The 21340-nt window shown below is 42.0% G+C and carries 18 protein-coding genes and 6 tRNA genes; 9 read left to right on the top strand and 15 right to left on the bottom strand.

Translation table 11 applies throughout. The features are described from left to right. Positions 1-641: oxidoreductase (locus tag ACY3FQ_RS10785; protein WP_489774031.1), on the top strand; the 641-nt coding region annotated here is incomplete at its 5' end. An 8-nt stretch (positions 642-649) separates the two neighbouring features. Here ACY3FQ_RS10785 and ACY3FQ_RS10780 read toward each other — a convergent pair. Continuing rightward, on the bottom strand, positions 650-886 hold the full coding sequence (locus ACY3FQ_RS10780) for a glutathione binding-like protein (protein WP_489774422.1): 237 nt from the start codon (positions 884-886) through the stop codon (positions 650-652). A 38-nt stretch (positions 887-924) separates the two neighbouring features. Next, positions 925-1320 (bottom strand): glutathione S-transferase N-terminal domain-containing protein, encoded by a 396-nt coding sequence (locus ACY3FQ_RS10775; RefSeq protein ID WP_489774030.1) that lies wholly within the window; start codon positions 1318-1320, stop codon positions 925-927. A 62-nt stretch (positions 1321-1382) separates the two neighbouring features. Between ACY3FQ_RS10775 and ACY3FQ_RS10770 the strand changes: the two genes are divergently transcribed. Then, entirely contained in the window at positions 1383-1991 is a 609-nt protein-coding gene (locus tag ACY3FQ_RS10770; RefSeq protein ID WP_125274810.1) for a YiiX family permuted papain-like enzyme, read from the top strand. A 78-nt stretch (positions 1992-2069) separates the two neighbouring features. Here the strand turns inward: ACY3FQ_RS10770 and ACY3FQ_RS10765 are convergent. The 11 genes from ACY3FQ_RS10765 to pyrC form a co-directional block, all read right to left on the bottom strand. Further along, positions 2070-2145, bottom strand: a tRNA-Glu gene (locus tag ACY3FQ_RS10765). Between the two features lie 47 nt (positions 2146-2192). Continuing rightward, a tRNA-Glu gene (locus ACY3FQ_RS10760) sits at positions 2193-2268 on the bottom strand. A 24-nt stretch (positions 2269-2292) separates the two neighbouring features. Continuing rightward, positions 2293-2368, bottom strand: a tRNA-Glu gene (locus ACY3FQ_RS10755). A 132-nt stretch (positions 2369-2500) separates the two neighbouring features. Next, a complete protein-coding gene (locus ACY3FQ_RS10750; protein ID WP_125273035.1) occupies positions 2501-3406 on the bottom strand; it encodes an alpha/beta fold hydrolase domain-containing protein in 906 nt (301 codons plus the stop codon). A 79-nt stretch (positions 3407-3485) separates the two neighbouring features. Continuing rightward, positions 3486-4898 carry an amino acid permease gene (locus tag ACY3FQ_RS10745; protein WP_078388883.1) on the bottom strand — a complete coding sequence of 471 codons (1413 nt, stop codon included), beginning with the start codon at positions 4896-4898 and terminating at the stop codon, positions 3486-3488. A 109-nt stretch (positions 4899-5007) separates the two neighbouring features. Continuing rightward, positions 5008-5083 (bottom strand) — tRNA-Glu (locus tag ACY3FQ_RS10740). 175 nt (positions 5084-5258) lie between these two features. After that, the gene (locus ACY3FQ_RS10735; RefSeq protein ID WP_227556995.1) at positions 5259-6620 is read right to left on the bottom strand and encodes an amino acid permease; all 1362 of its coding nucleotides are present in this window, start codon (positions 6618-6620) and stop codon (positions 5259-5261) included. 193 nt (positions 6621-6813) lie between these two features. Further along, a complete protein-coding gene (locus ACY3FQ_RS10730) occupies positions 6814-6975 on the bottom strand; it encodes a hypothetical protein (RefSeq protein WP_171455598.1) in 162 nt (53 codons plus the stop codon). Positions 6976-7100: 125 nt separating this feature from the next. Then, positions 7101-7176: transfer RNA gene (locus ACY3FQ_RS10725), tRNA-Glu, on the bottom strand. A 20-nt stretch (positions 7177-7196) separates the two neighbouring features. Next, positions 7197-7856, bottom strand: a complete 660-nt coding sequence (gene rnt / locus ACY3FQ_RS10720) for a ribonuclease T (RefSeq protein ID WP_005399764.1) — start codon at positions 7854-7856, stop codon at positions 7197-7199. Next, positions 7841-8875 (bottom strand): dihydroorotase, encoded by a 1035-nt coding sequence (gene pyrC / locus ACY3FQ_RS10715; RefSeq protein WP_010326368.1) that lies wholly within the window; start codon positions 8873-8875, stop codon positions 7841-7843. Before pyrC ends, rnt begins: the two co-directional genes overlap by 16 nt. Positions 8876-9026: 151 nt before the next feature. Here pyrC and ACY3FQ_RS10710 point away from each other — a divergent pair, with 151 nt between their 5' ends. Next, complete coding sequence (locus ACY3FQ_RS10710; RefSeq protein ID WP_195728857.1) at positions 9027-10289, top strand: GGDEF domain-containing protein; 1263 nt, start codon at positions 9027-9029, stop codon at positions 10287-10289. A 53-nt stretch (positions 10290-10342) separates the two neighbouring features. Here the strand turns inward: ACY3FQ_RS10710 and argG are convergent, their stop codons facing one another. Further along, complete coding sequence (argG, locus tag ACY3FQ_RS10705; RefSeq protein WP_004694013.1) at positions 10343-11686, bottom strand: argininosuccinate synthase; 1344 nt, start codon at positions 11684-11686, stop codon at positions 10343-10345. Positions 11687-12312: 626 nt separating this feature from the next. On the opposite strand from argG, the gene lldP reads away from it, so the two are divergent. From lldP to ACY3FQ_RS10675, 6 genes are all read left to right on the top strand, one after another. Then, a complete protein-coding gene (gene lldP, locus ACY3FQ_RS10700; protein ID WP_171054209.1) occupies positions 12313-13980 on the top strand; it encodes an L-lactate permease in 1668 nt (555 codons plus the stop codon). Positions 13981-14012: 32 nt separating this feature from the next. Beyond that, positions 14013-14756 carry a transcriptional regulator LldR gene (gene lldR / locus ACY3FQ_RS10695; protein WP_004694009.1) on the top strand — a complete coding sequence of 248 codons (744 nt, stop codon included), beginning with the start codon at positions 14013-14015 and terminating at the stop codon, positions 14754-14756. A gap of 2 nt (positions 14757-14758) precedes the next feature. Continuing rightward, positions 14759-15913, top strand: a complete 1155-nt coding sequence (lldD, locus tag ACY3FQ_RS10690) for an FMN-dependent L-lactate dehydrogenase LldD (RefSeq protein ID WP_195728858.1) — start codon at positions 14759-14761, stop codon at positions 15911-15913. A 301-nt stretch (positions 15914-16214) separates the two neighbouring features. After that, positions 16215-17912 carry a D-lactate dehydrogenase gene (gene dld, locus ACY3FQ_RS10685; protein ID WP_201950809.1) on the top strand — a complete coding sequence of 566 codons (1698 nt, stop codon included), beginning with the start codon at positions 16215-16217 and terminating at the stop codon, positions 17910-17912. 188 nt (positions 17913-18100) lie between these two features. Beyond that, positions 18101-20137 (top strand): NADPH-dependent 2,4-dienoyl-CoA reductase, encoded by a 2037-nt coding sequence (locus tag ACY3FQ_RS10680; RefSeq protein ID WP_125273175.1) that lies wholly within the window; start codon positions 18101-18103, stop codon positions 20135-20137. Between the two features lie 87 nt (positions 20138-20224). Continuing rightward, positions 20225-20315 (top strand) — tRNA-Ser (locus tag ACY3FQ_RS10675). 102 nt (positions 20316-20417) lie between these two features. Here the strand turns inward: ACY3FQ_RS10675 and ACY3FQ_RS10670 are convergent. Continuing rightward, a protein-coding gene (locus ACY3FQ_RS10670; protein ID WP_087554504.1) for an IS5 family transposase occupies positions 20418-21240 on the bottom strand; the annotation gives its coding sequence in 2 pieces (ribosomal slippage) (positions 20418-20858 and positions 20860-21240; 822 coding nt in all). Positions 21241-21340: the final 100 nt, after the last annotated feature.

Genomic DNA, 21340 nt, shown 5'->3' with positions numbered 1-21340 from the left:
TGGAAATTTATAAAGCAGTACGTGCAGCGACTTCAGAGCAGTTTATTATTTCGGTCAAACTCAACTCGGCAGATTTTCAGCGTGGTGGAATCTCGGAAGAAGATGTCATTGCGACATTTAAAGCGATTGATGCGGCTGGGATTGATTTGATTGAAATTTCAGGTGGTAGCTACGAAGCACCTGCCATGGCTGGGGTGAAGCAAGAAAAACGTAAAGCGTCGACCATTGCACGTGAGGCTTATTTTTTAGAGTTTGCTGAAAAAATTCGTGAACAAGTCCAGTGTAAGTTGATGGTGACAGGTGGTTTTCGTACTGCTGCGGGTATGAGCGCAGCCTTAGAAAGTGGCGCGTGTGACTTTATTGGGATGGCGCGTCCATTTGCGGTTGAACCCGACGTGACCAATCGTTTAATTGCAGGGCAAGATGTACGTTATGCAGTCGATAAGATCAAAACAGGCATTTCAATGATCGATAAAATGGCGCTTATGGAAGTGATCTGGTATGCCGCGCAATTTAAGGATATCGCAGAAGGTAAACAACCAAATCCGAAACTGTCACCGCTCAAAGTGTTTTTTAATTATTTAAAAGGCAATGTAAAGGCGGTGATTAAAGGGCAAGTCAACTCTAGAAAGTCAGCTTAAGCATAGCATTACTGCGTGATAGACCAATAGTGTTCAAAATCAGAAGCAGACCATTGCCCATGTGCCATAGCAGCATCGAAGGCAGGTCTGCTTTGTATTTGGGTGAAATAGTGTTGAATGGCCTGATACTGAGCAAACTGCGGTGTGGCATAACTGGCTGCATAGAGTGGAAACCACATTAGTATATCCGCATAACTAAACACATCGCCTGCAAAGTATGCATACGCGCTTAAGTGGGTATCAATTTCTTTAAGTTGTCGATGTAGCTCAGGGTTTAAATAAGCTAAGCATAATTGAATGCGCTTTGAAAGGCCAAACTCACAAAACGTACAACCAAAGGTGTTTGTTGCTTAATGTGTTGGAAAACTTGTTTCAATGCCAAATTGGGCATGAGACTGACATCGCTATAACGACTATAAAAACAGAAGTTCCAATACTGTGTATGGTCATGGGGAATAATCAACTTCTGGTGTCGTTGGCATAAATATTCTACGATTGCGCTGCTTTCCGTAAGTCGTATCGTCTGAGTATTATGTGGAATGTCGAGCGTTGGAAATTTCAGATTTGTTTGTCTAGCTTGTGTTGCATCATACAGTTTGAGTTCATAAGAAAGCTCAAGTTCCTCGAGTAGCCAAAGAATACGCTGTGAACGTGAGTTTTGAAGATGATGTAAGATCATAAAGATTTTTAGTTTTAAGTGATTGATCGTGTCTATAAAAAGAAGAATAAAGGAAATCTAGGATGAAAAATAGAAATGTTGTGATTTTAAGTGCTGTTTTACTGTTGGTAAGTCCTCAACTGCTATGGGCGAATATGTCCTATCAAACGGGCGATATTATTTTTCATGTTTCGAAGTCTCAGCAAAGTTTAGGGATACAAAAAGCGACCAAGTCTCGTTATAGCCATATGGGTTTAATTGTTAATAAAGATGGAAAAGCATGGGTTTTAGAGGCAGTTCAGCCTGTGAAATATACAGCACTTCAGCAGTGGATTGATCGCGGGGTAGAGCGGCATTATGTGGTGAAGCGTTTTAAAACGAATTTGACTGTTCAGCAAAAGCAGCAACTAAGCAAGAACGCAGAACAATACTTAGGCCAGCCTTATGATCTTTATTTTGAGTGGGACAATCGTGCTTTATATTGCTCAGAAATAGTCTGGAAGGCCTATCATGATGCTTTAGGTATTGAGTTGGCTCCGTTATCCAAACTGAAGCAATTTGATTTAAGTTCGTCTGAAGTCAAGCAACTCATGCAACAGCGATATGGGCAAAACATTCCCTTGAATGAAACTGTGATTGCACCACAGACTATTTTTGCCTCGACCGCTTTGGTTGAAGTCGATCGTAAATGAACAGGGAATAAAAAAGCCCAAGTCATCATGCTTGGGCTTTTTTATGAGATGACTATAGAAAAAAATCAATCTCAAATATGGCGTCCCTACGGGGATTCGAACCCCGGTTACCGCCGTGAAAGGGCGATGTCCTAGGCCTCTAGACGATAGGGACAGTACAGAAGTGATGTTTTAAAACCGATTACTTTTGATCTTAAGTAATGGCGTCCCTACGGGGATTCGAACCCCGGTTACCGCCGTGAAAGGGCGATGTCCTAGGCCTCTAGACGATAGGGACTTAATAAAACTTTACTTCTGAAATTGGCGTCCCTACGGGGATTCGAACCCCGGTTACCGCCGTGAAAGGGCGATGTCCTAGGCCTCTAGACGATAGGGACGTTTCAGAGGTGGGCGTATATTAGGTCGAAAACAGAGGGGTGTCAAACGCTTTTCTCTAAATAATTCCAGTTTTAAGTGTTGAGTGCATAAATTTAAAACAATCTAGATAAAATGATTAAAAATCATATGATTTAAGCCGATTTTTTAAGCAAACTTAGCAAGTTGTTGATGAACTCGGGATGGTGTAAATAGCCTTCGATTAGATGAGGATGAGCAAGATCGGTGGTGATTTGCTTGTTGATAATGGCGGGTGTAAAAGCAAACGGTTTTTGGTTCAGTGGAAAAGCACTCAGAAAATCAGCATCTGAATAAAAATTGATCCAATCGCCATATAAAGCTGCAGGCCGTTGAATAGGTTGCTGCAAATGACACTGAATAACGCGAAAGGCAAGTGGTGAACCGAGGGTAATTAGTGCTTGAATCTTAAGTTCGGGGTGTTGAATTAAATAAATATAGGCAATCACGCTGCCTAGAGAGTGGGCAATCACAATATTGGGTTTCGTACCGTGTAAGTGCTCATGCAGACGCGTATGCACGGTGTGGATGAAGTGTGGATTGGATAAATATAGATACGCTTCCATCAAAAAACGATGAATAAAGCTACTATGCAGCTCTGGGAAGTGGTTGATTAAACTAGCTAACTCACGTAAGGCCAGATCTTTGCCGAGGAGGCTAATGTATTTAATTTTATTATTGAATGAGAGTTCATCTGAAATTGTGAGCTGAGGGTTTTTAGAAATTTCAGCTTGATGTTCGATATTGGGTGCAGCGGTGTGCGTCAGGTGAATAGGATGTAAAAAAGAAAAAGGAGACCAATGTTGTGGCATGAGGGTGCTGGCATTGAGGGTGTTTTCTAAATGCTGACGTGTTAGAAGATCTCCATAAAAGGCCAGCCGACTGTGCCGCTGAAGATAGGGAAGGTCATCTGCGCGGCCAAGTTCGCTCAGTACCTGTTGTAAGATCACAAGCCAATGTTTAAGCAGGGTACGTGCAGTCTTGTGCTGCTGATTCATCCCATGAATCCATACAATATTCATCGTGCATGCACCGATGATGTACTTGATCAAAACAGTATAAAAAAAGAGCGACCGAAGTCGCTCTTTTTAACAATACGGATTAAGTTTTCTTGTGATAAAAGGTGTAATAACTGGCATAACATACTGCAATAAACAATAAACAACCAAAGAAACTAATACGCATACTTGGATCAAACACCATGCTGACGCAGGTGATAAAGCAGAAGATAAAGCCAAGGATTGGCACAATAGGAAACAGGGGTGCTGCAAAACCTAATTCTTCTTTTTTACGTCCTTGTTTATACCATTGGCGACGGAAGTTAAATTGGCTTAAGCAAATACTCATCCAAACGACGACCATGGTAAACGCTGCAATACCCAGTAAATTGGTAAAAATGGCTTCAGGTGCAAACTGTTCAGACAGTAAACCTGGCATACCCCCAATCATGGTCACGATGACTGCCACATAAGGGACACCACGTGCATTGATTTTTGAGAAGACTGCTGGTAACTGCTTTTGGTAAGATAACGACCACATCATACGCGAAGCGGCAAATAGTCCTGAGTTCGCAGCAGATAGCAACGCAGTGATAATCACAAAACGAATGATATCTTCAGCATAAGGAATGCCAATGTGTTGGAATACGGTTACAAATGGACTGCTACTCACGCCTTCAGCTGCTAAACCTGCTTCTTGATGCGGAAGGAGTGAAGTCACGACCAAGATGGTACCCACAAAGAAAATCAATAAGCGGAAAATCGCAGTATTGATGGCTTTGGGTACATTCTTAGCAGGATCTTTGGTTTCACCCGCAGCAACACCAATCAGCTCTGTACCAGAAAATGCAAAGTTCACGATCAACATGGTGGTAAAGATAGGGAACAAGCCTTCTGGGAACCAACCCTGAGCCGTTAAGTTGCTAAATAAAGGCGCAGCTTCATAGCCTCTGTAGCCAATCACGCCAAAAATAGCGAGTAGACCCAATAAAATAAAAATAACAACGGTGATAACTTTGACTAAAGCCAACCAAAACTCAGATTCTGCGAACCATTTGGTCGAGATCATATTTAAACTAAATACAAAAGCACCAAATATTAAGGTCCACATCCACATTGAACTATCTGGAAACCACTCCTGCATGAGCAGTGCAGCAGCTGTAAACTCGGTTCCTAGCGTGACCGACCACGTTAGCCAGTACAGCCATGTGATGGTATAACCTGTACCTGGTCCGATGTAGCGTTTGGCATAGGCGCCAAATGAGCCAGACTCAGGCATATGAACAGCAAGTTCCCCTAAACACAGCATGACCATATATGCAATGATCCCGCCGAGGAAATAAGAAATAATGGCACCTACAGGCCCCGTTTGTGCAATGACTTCACCCGATCCTAAAAATAGGCCAGTCCCGATTGCGCCACCAAGCGAAATCATAACCAGATGTCGAGTACTCATAGCGCGTTTTAAAGGCGCAGAATTGCCCTGATGCGAAGCATCATTCGGAGATGAGTGCATAAGCGTTAATAAGTTCAGGAATGAAGCGGGCTATTGTAGTGAAAAACTGCAAATCTGCAATGAAATAATAATAATTATGAATAAGTGTTGATCGGATAAGATCAAGATATGGCGTCCCTACGGGGATTCGAACCCCGGTTACCGCCGTGAAAGGGCGATGTCCTAGGCCTCTAGACGATAGGGACGTTGCGAGGTGATGCGTATATTAAGGATTAAAGGCCTATTTGTCAAAAGGGTTTTTGCTCTGTGATGGTTGAAAGTTCAAACATTAGGCAAAACAAGTAATTAAATTGAATGAATTTTTTATTGCTGCAAAAGTGAGCCCAAAAAATAAGCTTGAGCTCACTTTGCTGAAGGTACTTAGTTTTTATTATGATAGAGCCAATAGTAACTAGCATAGCAAGCCGCCATAAAGAGTAAGCAGCCAATAAAACCTGAAAGCATTTCAGGGTCAGCCGCCATACTTAAGCCTGTTGCTGTACAGCAGATAAAGCCTAGGATCGGAACCAACGGATACCAAGGGGTACGGAATTTCAGCTCCGATAAAGCCCGACCTTGCTTTAACCATTGGCGACGAAAGTTAAACTGACTCCAGCAAATACTCATCCAGACAATCACCATGGTAAATGCTGCGACACCCATCAAGTTCTTAAAAATGACATCTGCACCAAACTGCTCTGAGAGTAAGCCCGGCAAGCCACCAATCATGGTGACCCAAATGGCAATATAAGGCACGCCAGATTTACTTACTTTAGCAAAAAGCTTGGGGAGTTGGTTTTGTGAGGACAGGGCCCACATCATGCGTGATGCAGCATATAAGCCTGAGTTCGCGGTTGATAATAATGCCGTGATAATCACAAAACGGATAAAGTCTTCGGCATAGGGAATGCCCATTTGGGTGAATACAGTCACAAATGGACTGCTGCTTAAGCCGCCATGTCCACCTACTTGCAAACCTGTGTTGGTGTAGTTAAGTAGCGAACTGATGACAATGATAGTACCAACAAAGAAAATAATGAGGCGCCAAACCGCGGCATGAATGGCTTTGGGTACATTTTTTTCTGGGTTTTCAGTTTCACCTGCGGCAATGCCAATCATTTCTGTGCCATTAAAAGCGAAATTCACAATTAATAAGGTGGTAAACAAAGGAATAAGGCCATTTGGTAGCCAGCCCTGTGCGGTTAAGTTGTTAAATAAGGGTGCAGATTCATACCCCTGAAAAGGGATGATACCGAAAATACAGGCAAAGCCTAATAGAATGAGAATAAGTACAGTTGCGACTTTAATCATGGAGAGCCAAAACTCAGACTCTGCAAAGGCTCGTGTTGAACTGAGGTTTGAAATCAGGACGCCACTGGCAAAGATCAGTGTCCATAACCAGATCGACGTTTGTGGGAACCATTCCTGTACCAAAATGGCTGCTGCGGTAAATTCGGTACCGAGTGTTGCCGACCAGCCGAGCCAGTACATCCACGACACCATATAACCTGTGCCAGGGCCAATATAAAGTGTTGCAAAGGCACCAAATGAACCAGAAACAGGCAAATGTACTGCAAGCTCTCCAAGGCAAAGCATGACCATATATGCGATCAACCCGCCAATAATATAAGCCAGCACAGCACCAAGAGGGCCTGCCTGAGAGATCACTTCGCCTGAGCCCATGAACAGGCCTGTACCAATGGCACCACCAAGCGATAACATGATCAGGTGGCGTGTGCTCATGGCACGTTTTAATGAGGTATTTTACGGTGAATCAGTTGAAGACCGCGAAGGCGGCGTTGCAGATTGCATAGAAAATCAAACAATGGGCTTAAAGTTATATTCTAGTTTTTAATAAGATGAAAAATCACGTGAATTGAAATTTTCTAATGAAATCTCAGTATTAATTTAAAAAACAAATGTTTAAAGTCGACTTTTAGTGGTCAGGTGTTGGATAAGAAGGGCTGTTCTCAGCACTTGGGTGTATTTCTTCTGCAACAGGGTCTTGTTTGGTGTTGTTGGTTCCTTGTTGGACAAACCATAGATAAAAAATAGAAGGTGATAGAATCAATAAAAAGATTAAAAATTTCTTAAACATAACAATCAACCTTGAAAAACACGAAGCATCGTATAACTAGCGCATGGTTAAAATTGAAATGAAATATCGGTGTTCAATTAGAACTGATTAAATGAAAAGTGGTGTTTTCTAGAAATAGAATAAGATGGCGTCCCTACGGGGATTCGAACCCCGGTTACCGCCGTGAAAGGGCGATGTCCTAGGCCTCTAGACGATAGGGACGTTGCGAGGATGGCGGTATCCTATTGATCCGCCACCAGAGTGTCAAGTAGGTGCGGCGCGAGTTTGTTCAAAATATAACAGAACAGTTCGGCGGTCTTTTGAGTGTCGTATAAAGCCGAGTGGGCCTCTCTACCATCGAACTCAATCCCTGCTTGAATACATGACTTCGCAAGAACGGTTTGACCAAACATCACAGCACTTAAGGTGACGGTGTCAAATACAGAGAAACTGTGAAATGGGTTTTGATTTTTAGTCCCTGTACGTGCAATCGCTGCCTGTACAAAGCCTAAATCAAAGTGGGCGTTATGACCGACCAAGACCGCATGTGTACAGTTCTGTTGGCGACGGACTTCATTGACGGCTTTAAAAATACGTTTTAATGCTGTTTTTTCGTCTTCAGCCATAGCCATGCGCATGGGGTTAAAGGGATCAATACCAATAAAGTCTAATGAGCGACGGTCTAGATTTGCACCTTCGAATGGGTTGATATGCGCATGATGTGCAGGACCCGGTACAAATTGACCTTCTTCATTATAAATAATCGGAATTGCGGCAATTTCCAATAAGGCATCGGTCTGTGCATTAAAACCTGCTGTTTCAACATCGACAACAACAGGTAGAAAACCACGGAAACGCTGACCAATTATTGGCAATGTTTCATTTGTCACACTTTTCTCCATTGAATGGTTTTACCCGCATACAGCGGAATAATTTGTTCACCATCCAAATAGTCTAAACTCTCAGGGATGACTTGGTCTTCTTTTACCAGTGTAATTGTTGAAGTATTGCGCGGTAGACCGTAGAAGTCTGCACCAAAGTGGCTGGCAAAACCTTCAAGGCGTTCAAGTTTACCCACTTGATCGAATGCTTGAGCATAAAGTTCAATTGCCGTTGGTGCGCTGTAGCAGCCTGCACATCCACATGCATTTTCTTTAGCATTTTTAGAGTGTGGTGCACTGTCTGTGCCTAAGAAAAACTTAGGGTTGGCACTGGTCGCAACTTCGAGCAAAGTTTGCTGATGCGTTTGGCGTTTTAAAATGGGTAAGCAATAGAAGTGCGGTTTAATGCCACCAACCAACATATCATTACGGTTAAACAGTAAATGCTGCGGAGTAATGGTTGCAGCCACATTGCGGTCTTGTTCTAAAACAAAGTTGGCCGCTTCACTGGTCGTAATGTGTTCTAAAACCAACTTCAGTTTTGGAAATTGTTTTAGCAGCGGAGAAAGAACTTCGTCTAAGAAACGTTTTTCACGATCGAAAATATCGACATGATTGTGTGTAACTTCGCCATGCAGAAGTAATGGAACCTGATGTTCTTCAAGTTGCTCAATGACAGCATAGACTTTACGAATGTCACTTACGCCATTGTCTGAATTGGTGGTCGCGCCAGCAGGGTAGAGTTTAATCGCATTTACAAACTCAGAGTTTTTAATTTTCTTGACTTCTTCAGGCGAAGTTGTGTCAGTAAAATACAACACCATACGTGGGTCGAAGGCATTGCCTTCTGGTACGTGCGCCATGATGCGTTCTCGGTACGCATTCGCTTCCTCAACCGTTTTAACGGGAGGTACGGTATTTGGCATACAAATAGCGCGTGAAAACTGTTGGGCTAAATCGGGAACCGTACGTTGTAATGCAAGACCATCACGAAGGTGAGCGTGCCAGTCATCTGGCTGGAGAATCGTAATCGTATTCAAGGCGATTTCTGTCAAAGAAATAAAACAGATGATAATGCATATACGCCAAAAATGGTAATGACAAATAAAGGCATCTTGTCTGATTATTATGATTCATCTTTGTAAATTTGTGTTATTTTTAAGCAACCACAAGAATTAAATCTGGTCTGGTATGGAATATAAATACAACCTCGCCAAACTTCAGTACGATAAAGAAAAAATGGAAGAGCTGATTACACGACATAACCGTCGTATTGGTCAGGTTTTTCCTCAGAAATTAGAACAAGAGTTTTGGCGATTAAACTTAGAGCGCGCGCGTCGTAATATTAATGACTTTCTTTGGTCTGGTGTTTTGGCTTATTTTATTTTTGCCATTTTCACGATTCCGGGGGATTACTGGATTATTGAACAGTCTCATTTTAAACAAGATTTTATTCATTGCTTACTGGGATTGCTGAATGGTGCTGTCTGTCTTTTGTTCCTTTATGTTTTTTCACATTTTACCAAGCTGAAGCCTTTTTTTGCTTATGCAGCCATGTTTGCTGTGTTTTGGGCTGTGGTCTCTACGACTTGGTTGACCATGTCGGTGCATACTGAAGCTTTGCGTCATCAAGCGATGATGATCATCTGCATGATTTATGTCTTGGGGTATTTGCTGACTGGAGTAAAACCAGGATATATTTTTATCACTGGCGTAGTGGCTGCTGGGGTTTCATTTTTAGTCCTGATCTCGACTTTGGTCAAGTTTGATGCGATCGTGATGGGGCGTGTGATGCTTGGTAGCTGTTTGCTGGGGTATATCATTAGTCGTATGATTTATGCTCGCGAGCGCATCATTTTTTTAAATATTCGCCGCGCTAAAATTAGTGAAAAAATACATCGAATACATACTTCAGAATTGCTGCATTTGAGTCAGAATGATGAGCTGACGAAGATATCAAATCGGCGTAATTTTGACGAAATGATGGATACTTATTATGAGCAATCACGTCAGGATGAAACACCCTTGTCGATTTTGTTTATTGATGTTGATTTTTTCAAAAAATATAACGACTGTTATGGTCACCAAAAGGGCGATGATGTGATTTCATCGATTGCAAAGTCTATTAAAAATGCGATTCGGCATATGGATTTTGTGGCGCGTTATGGTGGCGAAGAATTCGTAGTTTTATTGCCAGAAACCGATGCACATGGCGCTTATGCGGTTGCTTCGAATATTTACCGAGCGATTGAGCGGTTGGAAATTCCGCATGAAATGTCTGAAGTATCGCCATTTGTCACCATTAGTTTAGGGATTACAGTCTTTAAAGGCGAGGTCGATTTGAGCAAAGTCGAGTTGCTAGGGATCGCAGATCAGGCTTTATACCGTGCCAAGCAATTAGGACGTAATCAGATTTATTATCAGCCTTTAACCACTTCTACTTGTACGGAATAAATCACTGAATAAAAAAACCGCTCTTATGAGCGGTTTTTTGACATTCAACAAACTTATTTGTTTTTGTCTTTTAACTGTGGAACAGCAGAACCAGTACCGACTGCAAGTAAACCAGTATTGGTATAAATACCAAGTTTCGCACGAGTATCGGTAATGTCCAAGTTACGCATAGTTAACTGACCAATACGGTCCATTGGCGTAAACATTGAATCGCCTTTCTCCATCGTCAAACGCTCAGCTTCATAAGTGAGGTTTTCAGACTCTGTGTTCATGATGGTGTAGTCATTACCACGACGAAGCTCTAAAGTCACAGTACCTGTGATGGCTTTCGCAACCCAACGCTGTGCAGTTTCACGAAGCATTAATGCTTGAGAGTCGAACCAACGACCTTGGTAAAGTAAACGACCTAAACGTAGACCGTTAATACGGTATTGTTCAATCGTGTCTTCGTTATGAATACCTGTAACCAAGCGCTCATAAGCAATATGTAGAAGTGCCATACCTGGTGCTTCATAAATACCGCGAGATTTTGCTTCAATAATACGGTTTTCGATTTGGTCAGACATACCTAGACCATGACGACCACCAATACGGTTGGCTTCAAGGATGAACTCAACAGGGTCTTCGATACGTTGACCATTGATTGCAACAGGGAAGCCTTCTTCAAAAGTAATCGATACTTCTTCAGCTTTAACTTCTACGTCGTCTTTCCAGAATGCAACACCCATGATTGGGTCAACAATTTTGATCCCTGCATTGAGGTATTCAAGATCTTTTGCTTCGTGGGTCGCACCCAACATGTTTGAGTCAGTTGAATACGCTTTTTCTTTTGACATTTTGTAGTCAAAGCCGTTGTCGATCAAGAATTGCGACATTTCAGCACGGCCACCTAATTCATCAATAAACGTTTGGTCTAACCAAGGTTTATAGATTTTAAGTGCAGGGTTGGTCAACAAACCATAACGGTAGAAACGTTCAATATCGTTTCCTTTATATGTTGAACCATCGCCCCAGATGTTTACATCATCTTCTTTCATTGCGGTAACAAGCATAGTCCCTGTTACTGCACGACCCAATGGCGTCGTGTTGAAATACGGTACACCACCAGTTGAAATGTGGAACGCACCACATTGAATTGCAGCAATACCTTCAAGTGCAAGCTGTAAACGGCAGTCAACTAAGCGAGCTTTTACTGCGCCATACGCTTCCGCTTTTTTTGGAATCGCATCGTAGTCGTCTTCATCAGGCTGACCTAAGTTTGCTGTATAAGCATAAGGTTCTGCGCCTTTTTGTTTCATCCACAAAAGTGCAGCTGAAGTATCTAGACCACCAGAGAAGGCAATACCAACTTTTTTGCCAACTGGGACATTCTGCAAGATAGTTGCATTATCAGTCATTGTTAATCCTAACGATATAAATATAGGCACCGAGAATGGGTGGCCTGAAAGAATAAATATGTCCGCGATTGTAGCACTTTTCCAAATGGTTTTTCTAAAAAATCATAGGGCTTTAAAAATATTAAAGCTCATGTGCATATCGATACTGTTGAAAAATTTCTGGAGAAAATCGGTTTCTATATTGTGTGCTCACTTTTTGTCTTTTTAGAAGATGTTTAGGCTGTAAATTAATCAGAAAAGTGGGGAAGTTGGTTTGGTTTTAAATTGGTATGATCAATATTGTGTGATTTTTCCATTTTTTGAGTATTAAGCTGGATTTAAGTTCGGTGATTATTTTTTATATTATTAGACTAAAGTCTAAAATTGGCATTATTTTCATAAAAATATCAGTAAAAACAATGATATTAATTTGATTGAAATATGATCTAGTTTATGAAGGTAGTCAATATTGGTCATACCAATATTAACTTTTAATTGAAGTTTTACTTCATTTTAAATCAAAATAAGCCAAGCATAAGTCATTATTGGTTTGTTTCTCTTTACGGTTGCTTATATTGGTCTGTCCAATATTGGCAAAAGTGCCAATAATATGCTCAAAATTAAATCTTAGTAAGCATTTCAAGGAGATGACAATGCTTCAATGGCAGCAAATGTATGACCCGATGGGGAATATTTGGATTTCAAGTCTAATTGCACTGATTCCGATTATATTCTTCTTTTTGGCGCTCGCGGTATTTCGTTTAAAAGGCAGTGTGGCAGGTACGATCACTGTTGTACTTGCACTTCTTGTCTCTTTATTTGCCTATAAGATGCCGGTGCTGATGGCATTCGCATCGATGGCTTATGGTTTCCTCTACGGTTTATGGCCGATTGCATGGATTATTATTGGTGCGGTATTCCTGTATAAAATTTCAGTGAAGACAGGCCAGTTTGACATCATTCGTTCTTCTATTCTCTCAATTACTGAAGATCAGCGCTTACAAATGCTGTTGGTGGGTTTTGCTTTCGGTACTTTCTTAGAGGGTGCTGCAGGCTTTGGTGCTCCTGTGGCGATTACCGCAGCATTATTAGTCGGTTTAGGCTTTAAACCGTTATATGCAGCAGGTCTCTGTCTAATCGTAAACACAGCACCTGTGGCTTTTGGTGCAATGGGTATTCCAATTATTGTTGCTGGACAAGTCTCTGGTGTTGATACGATGGAAATCAGCCAAATGGTGGGCCGTCAGCTACCATTTATGGTGCCAATCGTGTTGTTCTGGATTATGGCAATTATGGACGGCTGGCGCGGTGTTAAAGAAACATGGCCTGCAGTTGTGGTGGGTGCAAGTAGCTTTGCAATTGCACAATACCTAACTTCTAACTTTGTCGGTCCAGAATTACCCGATATTACGGCTGCAATTGCATCCTTGGTTTCTTTAACGATTTTGTTTAAATACTGGCAGCCAAAGCACATTTTCCGTTTTGCAGATCAAGATGCAACGATGAGTGAAGATGTGGCTGCACAAAAACAGCAAAAATACACTGTAGGACAAATTGCAAAAGCATGGTCTCCATTCGCGATTTTAACTGTGATGGTGACGATCTGGAGTGTGAAACCGTTTAAGGATTTATTTGCCAAAGACGGTGCATTGCATGATCTCGTGATTTCAATCAAAGTGCCATTTTTGCATCAAATGATTCAAAAAATGCCACCAGTGGTTGCTGAAATTAAAGATTATGACGCGATTTACAAGTTTGATTGGATCTCGGCGACAGGAACTGCGATCTTTATTGCAGCATTGATCACCATTGCCTATTTGAAGATGAAACCGAAAGATGCTGTGGTAACTTTTGGTGAAACTCTGAATGAGTTGAAAGTTCCCATTTATTCAATTGGTATGGTGTTGTCTTTTGCTTTTATCGCAAACTATTCGGGTATGTCTTCGACCTTGGCTTTGGCCCTTGCACATACAGGTTCAGCATTTACGTTCTTCTCGCCTTTCTTGGGTTGGTTGGGTGTATTCCTCACGGGTTCAGATACTTCTGCCAATGCACTGTTTTCAGCACTTCAAGCCACTACGGCTCAGCAAATTGGTGTGCCAGAAGTTTTACTGGTGGCAGCAAATACCAGTGGTGGTGTGACCGGTAAGATGATTTCACCTCAATCGATTGCGATTGCGTGTGCGGCGGTAGGACTGGTTGGTAAAGAGTCTGATTTATTCCGTTTTACCTTAAAACACAGTATAACGTTCACAATTATGATGGGTATTATGATTACTCTACAAGCCTATGTGTTCCCATGGATGATTCCATAACACAAATTGTGTATCAACGTTAAGGAAAGCAGATGAAAGTCTCCGATAAAGCTGTACAAAGCCTGCGTGTATTGATTGAACAAAGCAATATGCAAGTTGGAGACCGTCTGCCTGCTGAAAGAAAACTGTGTGAACAGCTTCAAGTCTCTCGCTCTTCTTTAAGAGAGGCCATTTCGCAGTTGACCAGCATGGGTATGTTGGTCAGCAAAGTGGGGGCGGGGACTTTTTTAAAACAATTACCAGCAACTTGGTCCAGTTATCAAATCGTACAACCGATTAGTAATTTGATGAGTGAGGATCCTGCCTATCGATTTGATGTGCAAGAGGCGCGCATTATTTTAGAAGGTGGAACAACTTGGTATGCAGCACAACGCGCAACCCAAGAAGATCTGGTGAACATCAGACATCATTATGACCAGATTAACCATTTTCAGGCTTTGGGAAATGATGACGAAGCGGCTCGTGCAGATGCGAAATTTCATTTAGCGATTGCTGAAGCCTCTCATAATTTGGTCTTGATTCAGATGATGCGTGGTCTGTTCGATTTGTTGCAGTTCAACGTCGCTTTGGGACGTCGAAAAGTCTATAGCGAAGCACACCGGTTTGATCAATTGCATGATCAGCACTTTCAAGTCATGAATGCAATTGAACGTCGTGATCCAGAAGCTGCACGTAAAGCAGTCTGTGGACACATTGAGTTTGTAGTACAACAGGTGCGAATGATTGATGAGGAAGAAGCTCGTCGTCAGCGCGCCAGTCGATTAAACAGGATATAAGCATGATTATTTCTTCTGCCAATGACTACCGTGAAGCGGCACGACGTCGTTTACCGCCATTTTTATTCCATTACATCGATGGTGGTGCGTATGCAGAATATACCCTGAAGCGTAATGTAGAAGATTTGTCAAAAATTGCTTTGCGCCAGCGTGTATTGAACGACATGTCTGCTTTAAGTTTAGAAACCAAACTGTTTGATGAAACTTTGTCGATGCCTGTTGCATTATCTCCTGTGGGTTTAACAGGCATGTATGCACGCCGCGGCGAAGTTCAAGCTGCGGTCGCTGCAGATAAAAAGGGTATTCCATTTACACTGTCTACTGTTTCAGTATGTCCAATTGAAGAAGTGGCACCTGCGATTCAGCGTCCAATGTGGTTCCAGCTCTATGTACTACGTGACCGTGGTTTCATGAAAAATGCCTTGGAACGTGCTAAAGCGGCAGGATGTTCAACCTTGGTGTTTACTGTGGATATGCCTGTTCCGGGAGCGCGTTATCGTGATGCCCACTCGGGTATGAGTGGCCCGAATGCAGCAATGCGTCGTTATATGCAGTCGTGTTTCCACCCACACTGGGCGTGGAATGTTGGCATGATGGGACGTCCGCATGACTTGGGTAATATTTCCAAATACTTAGGTAAGCCTACAGGTCTAGAAGATTATATTGGTTGGTTAGGTTCTAACTTCGATCCGTCTATTTCGTGGAAAGACCTTGAGTGGATTCGTGAGTTTTGGGATGGCCCAATGGTCATTAAAGGAATTTTGGATCCTGAAGATGCCAAAGATGCAGTGCGTTTCGGTGCAGATGGGATTGTGGTTTCAAACCATGGTGGTCGTCAGCTCGATGGCGTTTTATCTTCTGCACGCGCACTTCCACCAATTGCAGATGCAGTCAAAGGTGATATTAAAATCCTCGCGGATTCGGGTATTCGTAATGGTCTAGATGTTGTGCGTATGCTGGCGTTGGGTGCAGACACGTGTATGCTTGGTCGTGCCTTTGTTTATGCTTTAGGTGCAGCAGGCGGTGAAGGTGTTTCAAATCTTTTAGAATTGATTGATAAAGAAATGCGTGTTGCTATGACCTTAACAGGTGCAAAAACCATTGCTGATATTACGTCTGACTGTTTAGTGAAGTTAGAACGAGAGTTGGCTGAGTAAAACTCTCTACTAAAAGCGAATGAATATAAAGAAGCATCCTTTGCCTCATTTTGAATTAAAAATTTAAGTTCAATTGCGTAGGCGATACCTTACTTTTCAAAGATGAAAAGTAACAAAAATCTTTTGTTGGGCGAGGGGTACGTCCTGTACCCCCGCCCAACGGCGACATCCATGCCGCCACACGACATCCATGCCGCCACACGACATCGAATACCGTGATTAATACGCTTAAAAAATGAATGAGTTATTTCATAATCTAGCTTTATTGAAAAGCTCAAAAAATTAATGGGCAGGATATAAAATGCAATCCAATTTAGACGCACCGCAAACTATTCAAAAACTCATCACCATTGTTGGTAAACAACATGTTTTAACTGACGATAAAGACACACGTTTATACCGCCAAGGTCGTCGTTACGGTGCAGGGAAAGTACTAGCTGTTGTTGCGCCAGGTTCATTACTGGAACAGTGGCAAGTACTGCAAGCCGCTGTTGATGCAGATTGTATTGTGATTATGCAAGCAGCCAATACAGGTTTGACCGGTGGTTCAACGCCTTTTGGCGATGACTATGACCGTCCTGTAGTTCTGATCAGCACGCGTCGTTTGGTTGGCATTCAGGTTATTAATGACGGTCAGCAAGTGATTTGTCTACCTGGTGCAACACTAGATCGACTTGAAAAAGAATTGGTGTCATTTAATCGGGAGCCGCATTCGGTGATTGGTTCATCGTGTATTGGAGCTTCAGTTTTAGGTGGCGTCTGTAATAACTCAGGCGGTGCTTTGGTGCGTCGTGGTCCTGCTTATACTGAGCTGGCATTGTATGCCCGTGTTAATGATGAAGGTCAGTTAGAGTTGGTGAATCATTTAGGGGTAAATCTCGGAGAAACACCTGAAGAAATTCTAAGCAAGCTTGAAACTAAAAATTATCAAATCGGCGATATTATCAATAACTCAGGTTGCTGCGCATCGGACCATCGTTATGGACATGATGTTAAACAAGTTGATGAAAATACGCCGGCACGTTTTAATGCCGATCCGTCTCGTTTATATGAAGCATCGGGTTCGGCAGGTAAAGTGTGTGTTTTTGCCGTACGTTTGGATACCTTTGAAAAAATTCCAAGTCAAGTATTCTATGTCGGTACAAACTCACATGATGATTTGACTGAAATCCGCCGTTTTTTACTAAAAGATTTGCCGCGATTGCCGATTGCAGGGGAATACATCCACCGTGTGGCTTATGATATTGGGGCGGAGTACGGTAAAGACACCTTCATGTTCATTGAAAAACTCGGTACAGCCAAAGTACCTGCCGCATTTGCAATGAAAGATAAGGTCGATGCGTACTTAGAAAAATTTGGTGTGAAAGGTCTGTCAGATAAAGTCCTGCAATTGATCACCAAATTTTTGCCCAATCATTTACCGAAACGGATGAATGTTTTTCGTGATCTGTATGAACATCATTTGGTTATTCGGATTGAAAATCAAGATGTCGAGCAAGTTGAAAGCTTTTTAAAATGTTATTTTCAAGATAAAACCTCAGGTGATTTTTTCCACTGTACAGAGGAAGAAGGACGTAAAGCATTTTTACATCGCTTTGCCGTTGCAGGTGCAGCAATTCGCTATCGGGATACGCACCGTTCAGAAGTTGAAGATATTGTGGCTCTGGATATCGCATTGCGTCGTAATGATCGCGAGTGGGTGGAAACCTTACCCAAAGAGATGGATGATCTGATTGTTCATAAACTCTATTATGGTCACTTTTTATGTCATGTGTTCCATCAGGACTATATTGTGAAAAAAGGCGTAGATCCTTTGGCGATGGAGCACCAAATGTGGCATTTACTGGATGCTCGTGGGGCGGAATACCCAGCTGAGCATAATGTCGGACATTTATATGTAGCAAAACCTGCACTACGAACGCATTATGAAAAGCTTGATCCAACCAATAGTTTTAATGTGGGTATTGGTCAAACCAGTAAGCTGAAGCATTGGCAGTAAAGGGCTTTGGTCTAAAAAACTAAACCAGTGAGGGCAACGTCACTGGTTTTTTATTGTCGTATGTTTTTGAGAGCTCAGTTGAATTGACCGTAGATGCCAAGAATTTTTTATAAATTGTCATCCCAATATTTTAAAAAACAGCTAAAGTAGTATGCAACAAGTTGCAAAGCCAAAGATAAGGATTCATGATGACAACCAATAGCTATGCACATATTTTAAAACCCTTACATTTGGGTTTTACCACCATTAAAAACCGTGTGGTGATGGGCTCCATGCATACGGGCTTGGAAGATCGTTTTTATAATTATCCAAAATTGGCAGCATACTTCGGTGAGCGTGCTAAAGGCGGTGTCGGCCTGATCATTACAGGCGGGATTTCTCCAAACCGTCAAGGTTGGCTTCTTCCTGCGGGCGGGACGATGAATACGCTGGGGGATATTGCTCCGCATCGTTTAGTGACACATGCGGTACATAAGCATGGCGCAAAAATTTTAATGCAAATTTTGCATGCTGGACGTTATGGCTACCAACCTTTTGTTGTGTCTTCCAGTCCAATCAAGTCGCCGATTTCGCCTTTTAAACCGCGTCAAATGTCTGAAAAACAAATTTTGAATACCATTGATGACTATGTTAACTGTGCCAGTCTTGCAAAAAAAGCAGGCTATGACGGTGTAGAAATTATGGGTTCAGAAGGTTATTTACTGAATCAATTCTTAAGCCGTCATGTGAACCAACGTGAAGACCGTTGGGGTGGGCCGATTGAAAACCGTATGCGTTTTGCGGTCGAAATCGTCAAAGGGATACGTGCACAAGTTGGTGAGAAATTTATTATTTGCTTCCGTTTGTCATTACTCGATTTGGTGCATGATGGCAATACCATGCAAGAAGTAATTACCATTGCGCAAGCACTAGAAAAAGCAGGTATTACTTTGTTGAATACAGGAATTGGCTGGCATGAAGCACGTATTCCAACTATTGTGACTTCTGTGCCACGTGCTGCTTTTGTTGACTATACTGCGGAAGTGAAAAAGCAAGTGGCTGTGCCAGTGATTGCTTCAAACCGCATCAATATGCCAGACACGGCAGAAGAGATTTTGGCATCGGGCAAAGCCGATATGGTGCAAATGGCACGTCCGTTATTGGCCGATGCTTTTTGGGTGAATAAAACAGCGACCAATCGTGTCGATGAAATCAATACGTGTATCGCCTGTAACCAAGCATGCCTAGATCATACTTTTAAAAATCAGCGTGCAACCTGTTTAGTTAACCCGCGTGCGGCGTTTGAAACTGAGTTGGTTTATTTGAAAGTGAAACAACCGAAACGAGTTGCGGTTGTTGGTGGTGGCGTCGCAGGTATGTCAGCCGCGACGGTTGCAGCCAGTCGTGGACACCAAGTGACTCTGTTTGAAGCAAGTCATGAGGTGGGTGGACAGTTCAACTTGGCAAAAGTTGTACCCGGTAAAGAAGAGTTTCATGAAACCATTCGTTATTTCAAAGTACAGCTTGAAAAAACTGGCGTCGACTTACGTTTAAACACCAAGGTGAATCGTGAGCAGCTTGAGCGTGAAGGCTTTGAAGAAATTATTATTGCAACAGGCGTTGTGCCACGTGCATTACGTATCGAAGGGAGTGATTCACCGCAAGTCTTGTCTTATGCAGAAGTGTTACGCGGCGCACCTGTCGGTCGAAAGGTTGCAGTGATTGGTGCTGGAGGGATTGGTTTTGATGTGTCTGAGTATTTATTGAAACCAGAGCATCAACCTCAGCCACAACCGCTTGCAGATTGGCAACGTGAATGGGGCGTAGATCCAAACCCGAATTATGTTTCTGAAGGAGGCACGCAGGCCGCAGAAGTTCATCCGCCTGTTCGTGAGATTTATTTATTACAGCGTAAAACCTCTGCACTTGGAGCAGGTTTGGGCAAAACTTCGGGCTGGGTACACCGCGCACAGTTGAAAAAGCATGCAGTACGTATGTTACGTGGGGTTCAGTACAAAGCTGTGACTGATGAAGGGCTTTGGGTCGATATGGCAGGACAAGATCAATTGCTCCGTGTTGATACTATCGTTGTGTGTGCAGGACAGGAGTCTGTGAAGGATCTGATGCCAAGTGTTGAGCAAAATATGTTAGCGAATTATCACATTATTGGTGGTGCTAAATTGGCAGCTGAGCTAGATGCGAAGCGTGCGATTCGTGAAGGTGCCGAAATCGCCTCGAAATTATAAGCTTTTGATGAAACAATATGCAGTTGGTTGCTTTGACGGTAAGTTTTACTTGTCATGAAAACAAAAGCTCCGTATGATGGCGCACATGGAAGCGTGGCAGAGCGGTTTAATGCACCGGTCTTGAAAACCGACGAGGGCTTATACCCCTCCGTGAGTTCGAATCTCACCGCTTCCGCCAAATTAGAAACAACAAAGCCCTGATAATGTCAGGGCTTTGTTGTTTCTAATTTGTGTAACGTAAGCAGATAATAAGCAAAAAATAGATCTCTTGCGAAAGTCATTATTGCAAGTTTATCCGGTTTACGAGTGCAGCAATTAAGTTAATGCGTAAACCGAATCTTTTCCGTCTATTTCGATAGCGTTCACTTAATATTCTAAATGTTTTCAATTGACTATTAATGTGTTCGATCACAACTCGTATTTTTCCAATCATTTTATTGTACCTTTTCTCAACATCAAATAAGGGTAAATTCTTCTTTTTCTTTATTGGCATCAATAATTTAAAGCCATCTTGCTCTAATCCGTAGTACCCTAAATCGGTCATAACATATTCACAATGTTTGAATTTCTTAACCGTTTTTCTTGCCAATTTAATATCATGCTGACTGCCATTCGATATATCTAGCCCTATGATTTGTTTGCTGTTCGGATGATAGATCACTTGTGCTTTTAGCGTATGTTTCTTCTTTTTACCACTGTAGAACTTACTCTGATTTTTTTTTCGGACGTTCTATTGAACATTCTGTCGCATCAATAATGACCCAGTTAAAGTGTTCGTCTGCTGTGGTAATGCTTCGTTTTGGCAGAGTAAAACGTCTTGATTTCATCAATGCATCTTCAACCTTTTTAATGGTTCGATTCACATTACTTTCAGCGATATGGTAATTTGCCGCTAATTCCAGTTGAGTGCTGTAGTTCCGTAAGTAATTGAGAGTTAATAACAACTGATCCTCTATATCTAAAGTATGAGGACGACCTGATTTCTTTTTGAGTGATTCTGCTTTTTCTAAAACCTCTACCATTTCAGTAAAAACTTGTCGAGGTACGCCAACCAAGCGTTTGAATTCAGAATCTGAAAAACGATTTAATTTCTGATATCTCATGAAATTTATATTGAGGTGGTTTTTACTTTCGCAAGAGATCTAATAAATACTTAACTTATATAAATTGTTAAAATCAAAAAAATTAAATCATTTAAAACGG

It is taken from the genome of Acinetobacter sp. AB03, from assembly GCF_058107045.1.
The sequence above is the reverse complement of the archived record's forward strand: the minus strand, read 5'-3'. Positions and strand labels throughout refer to the sequence as shown.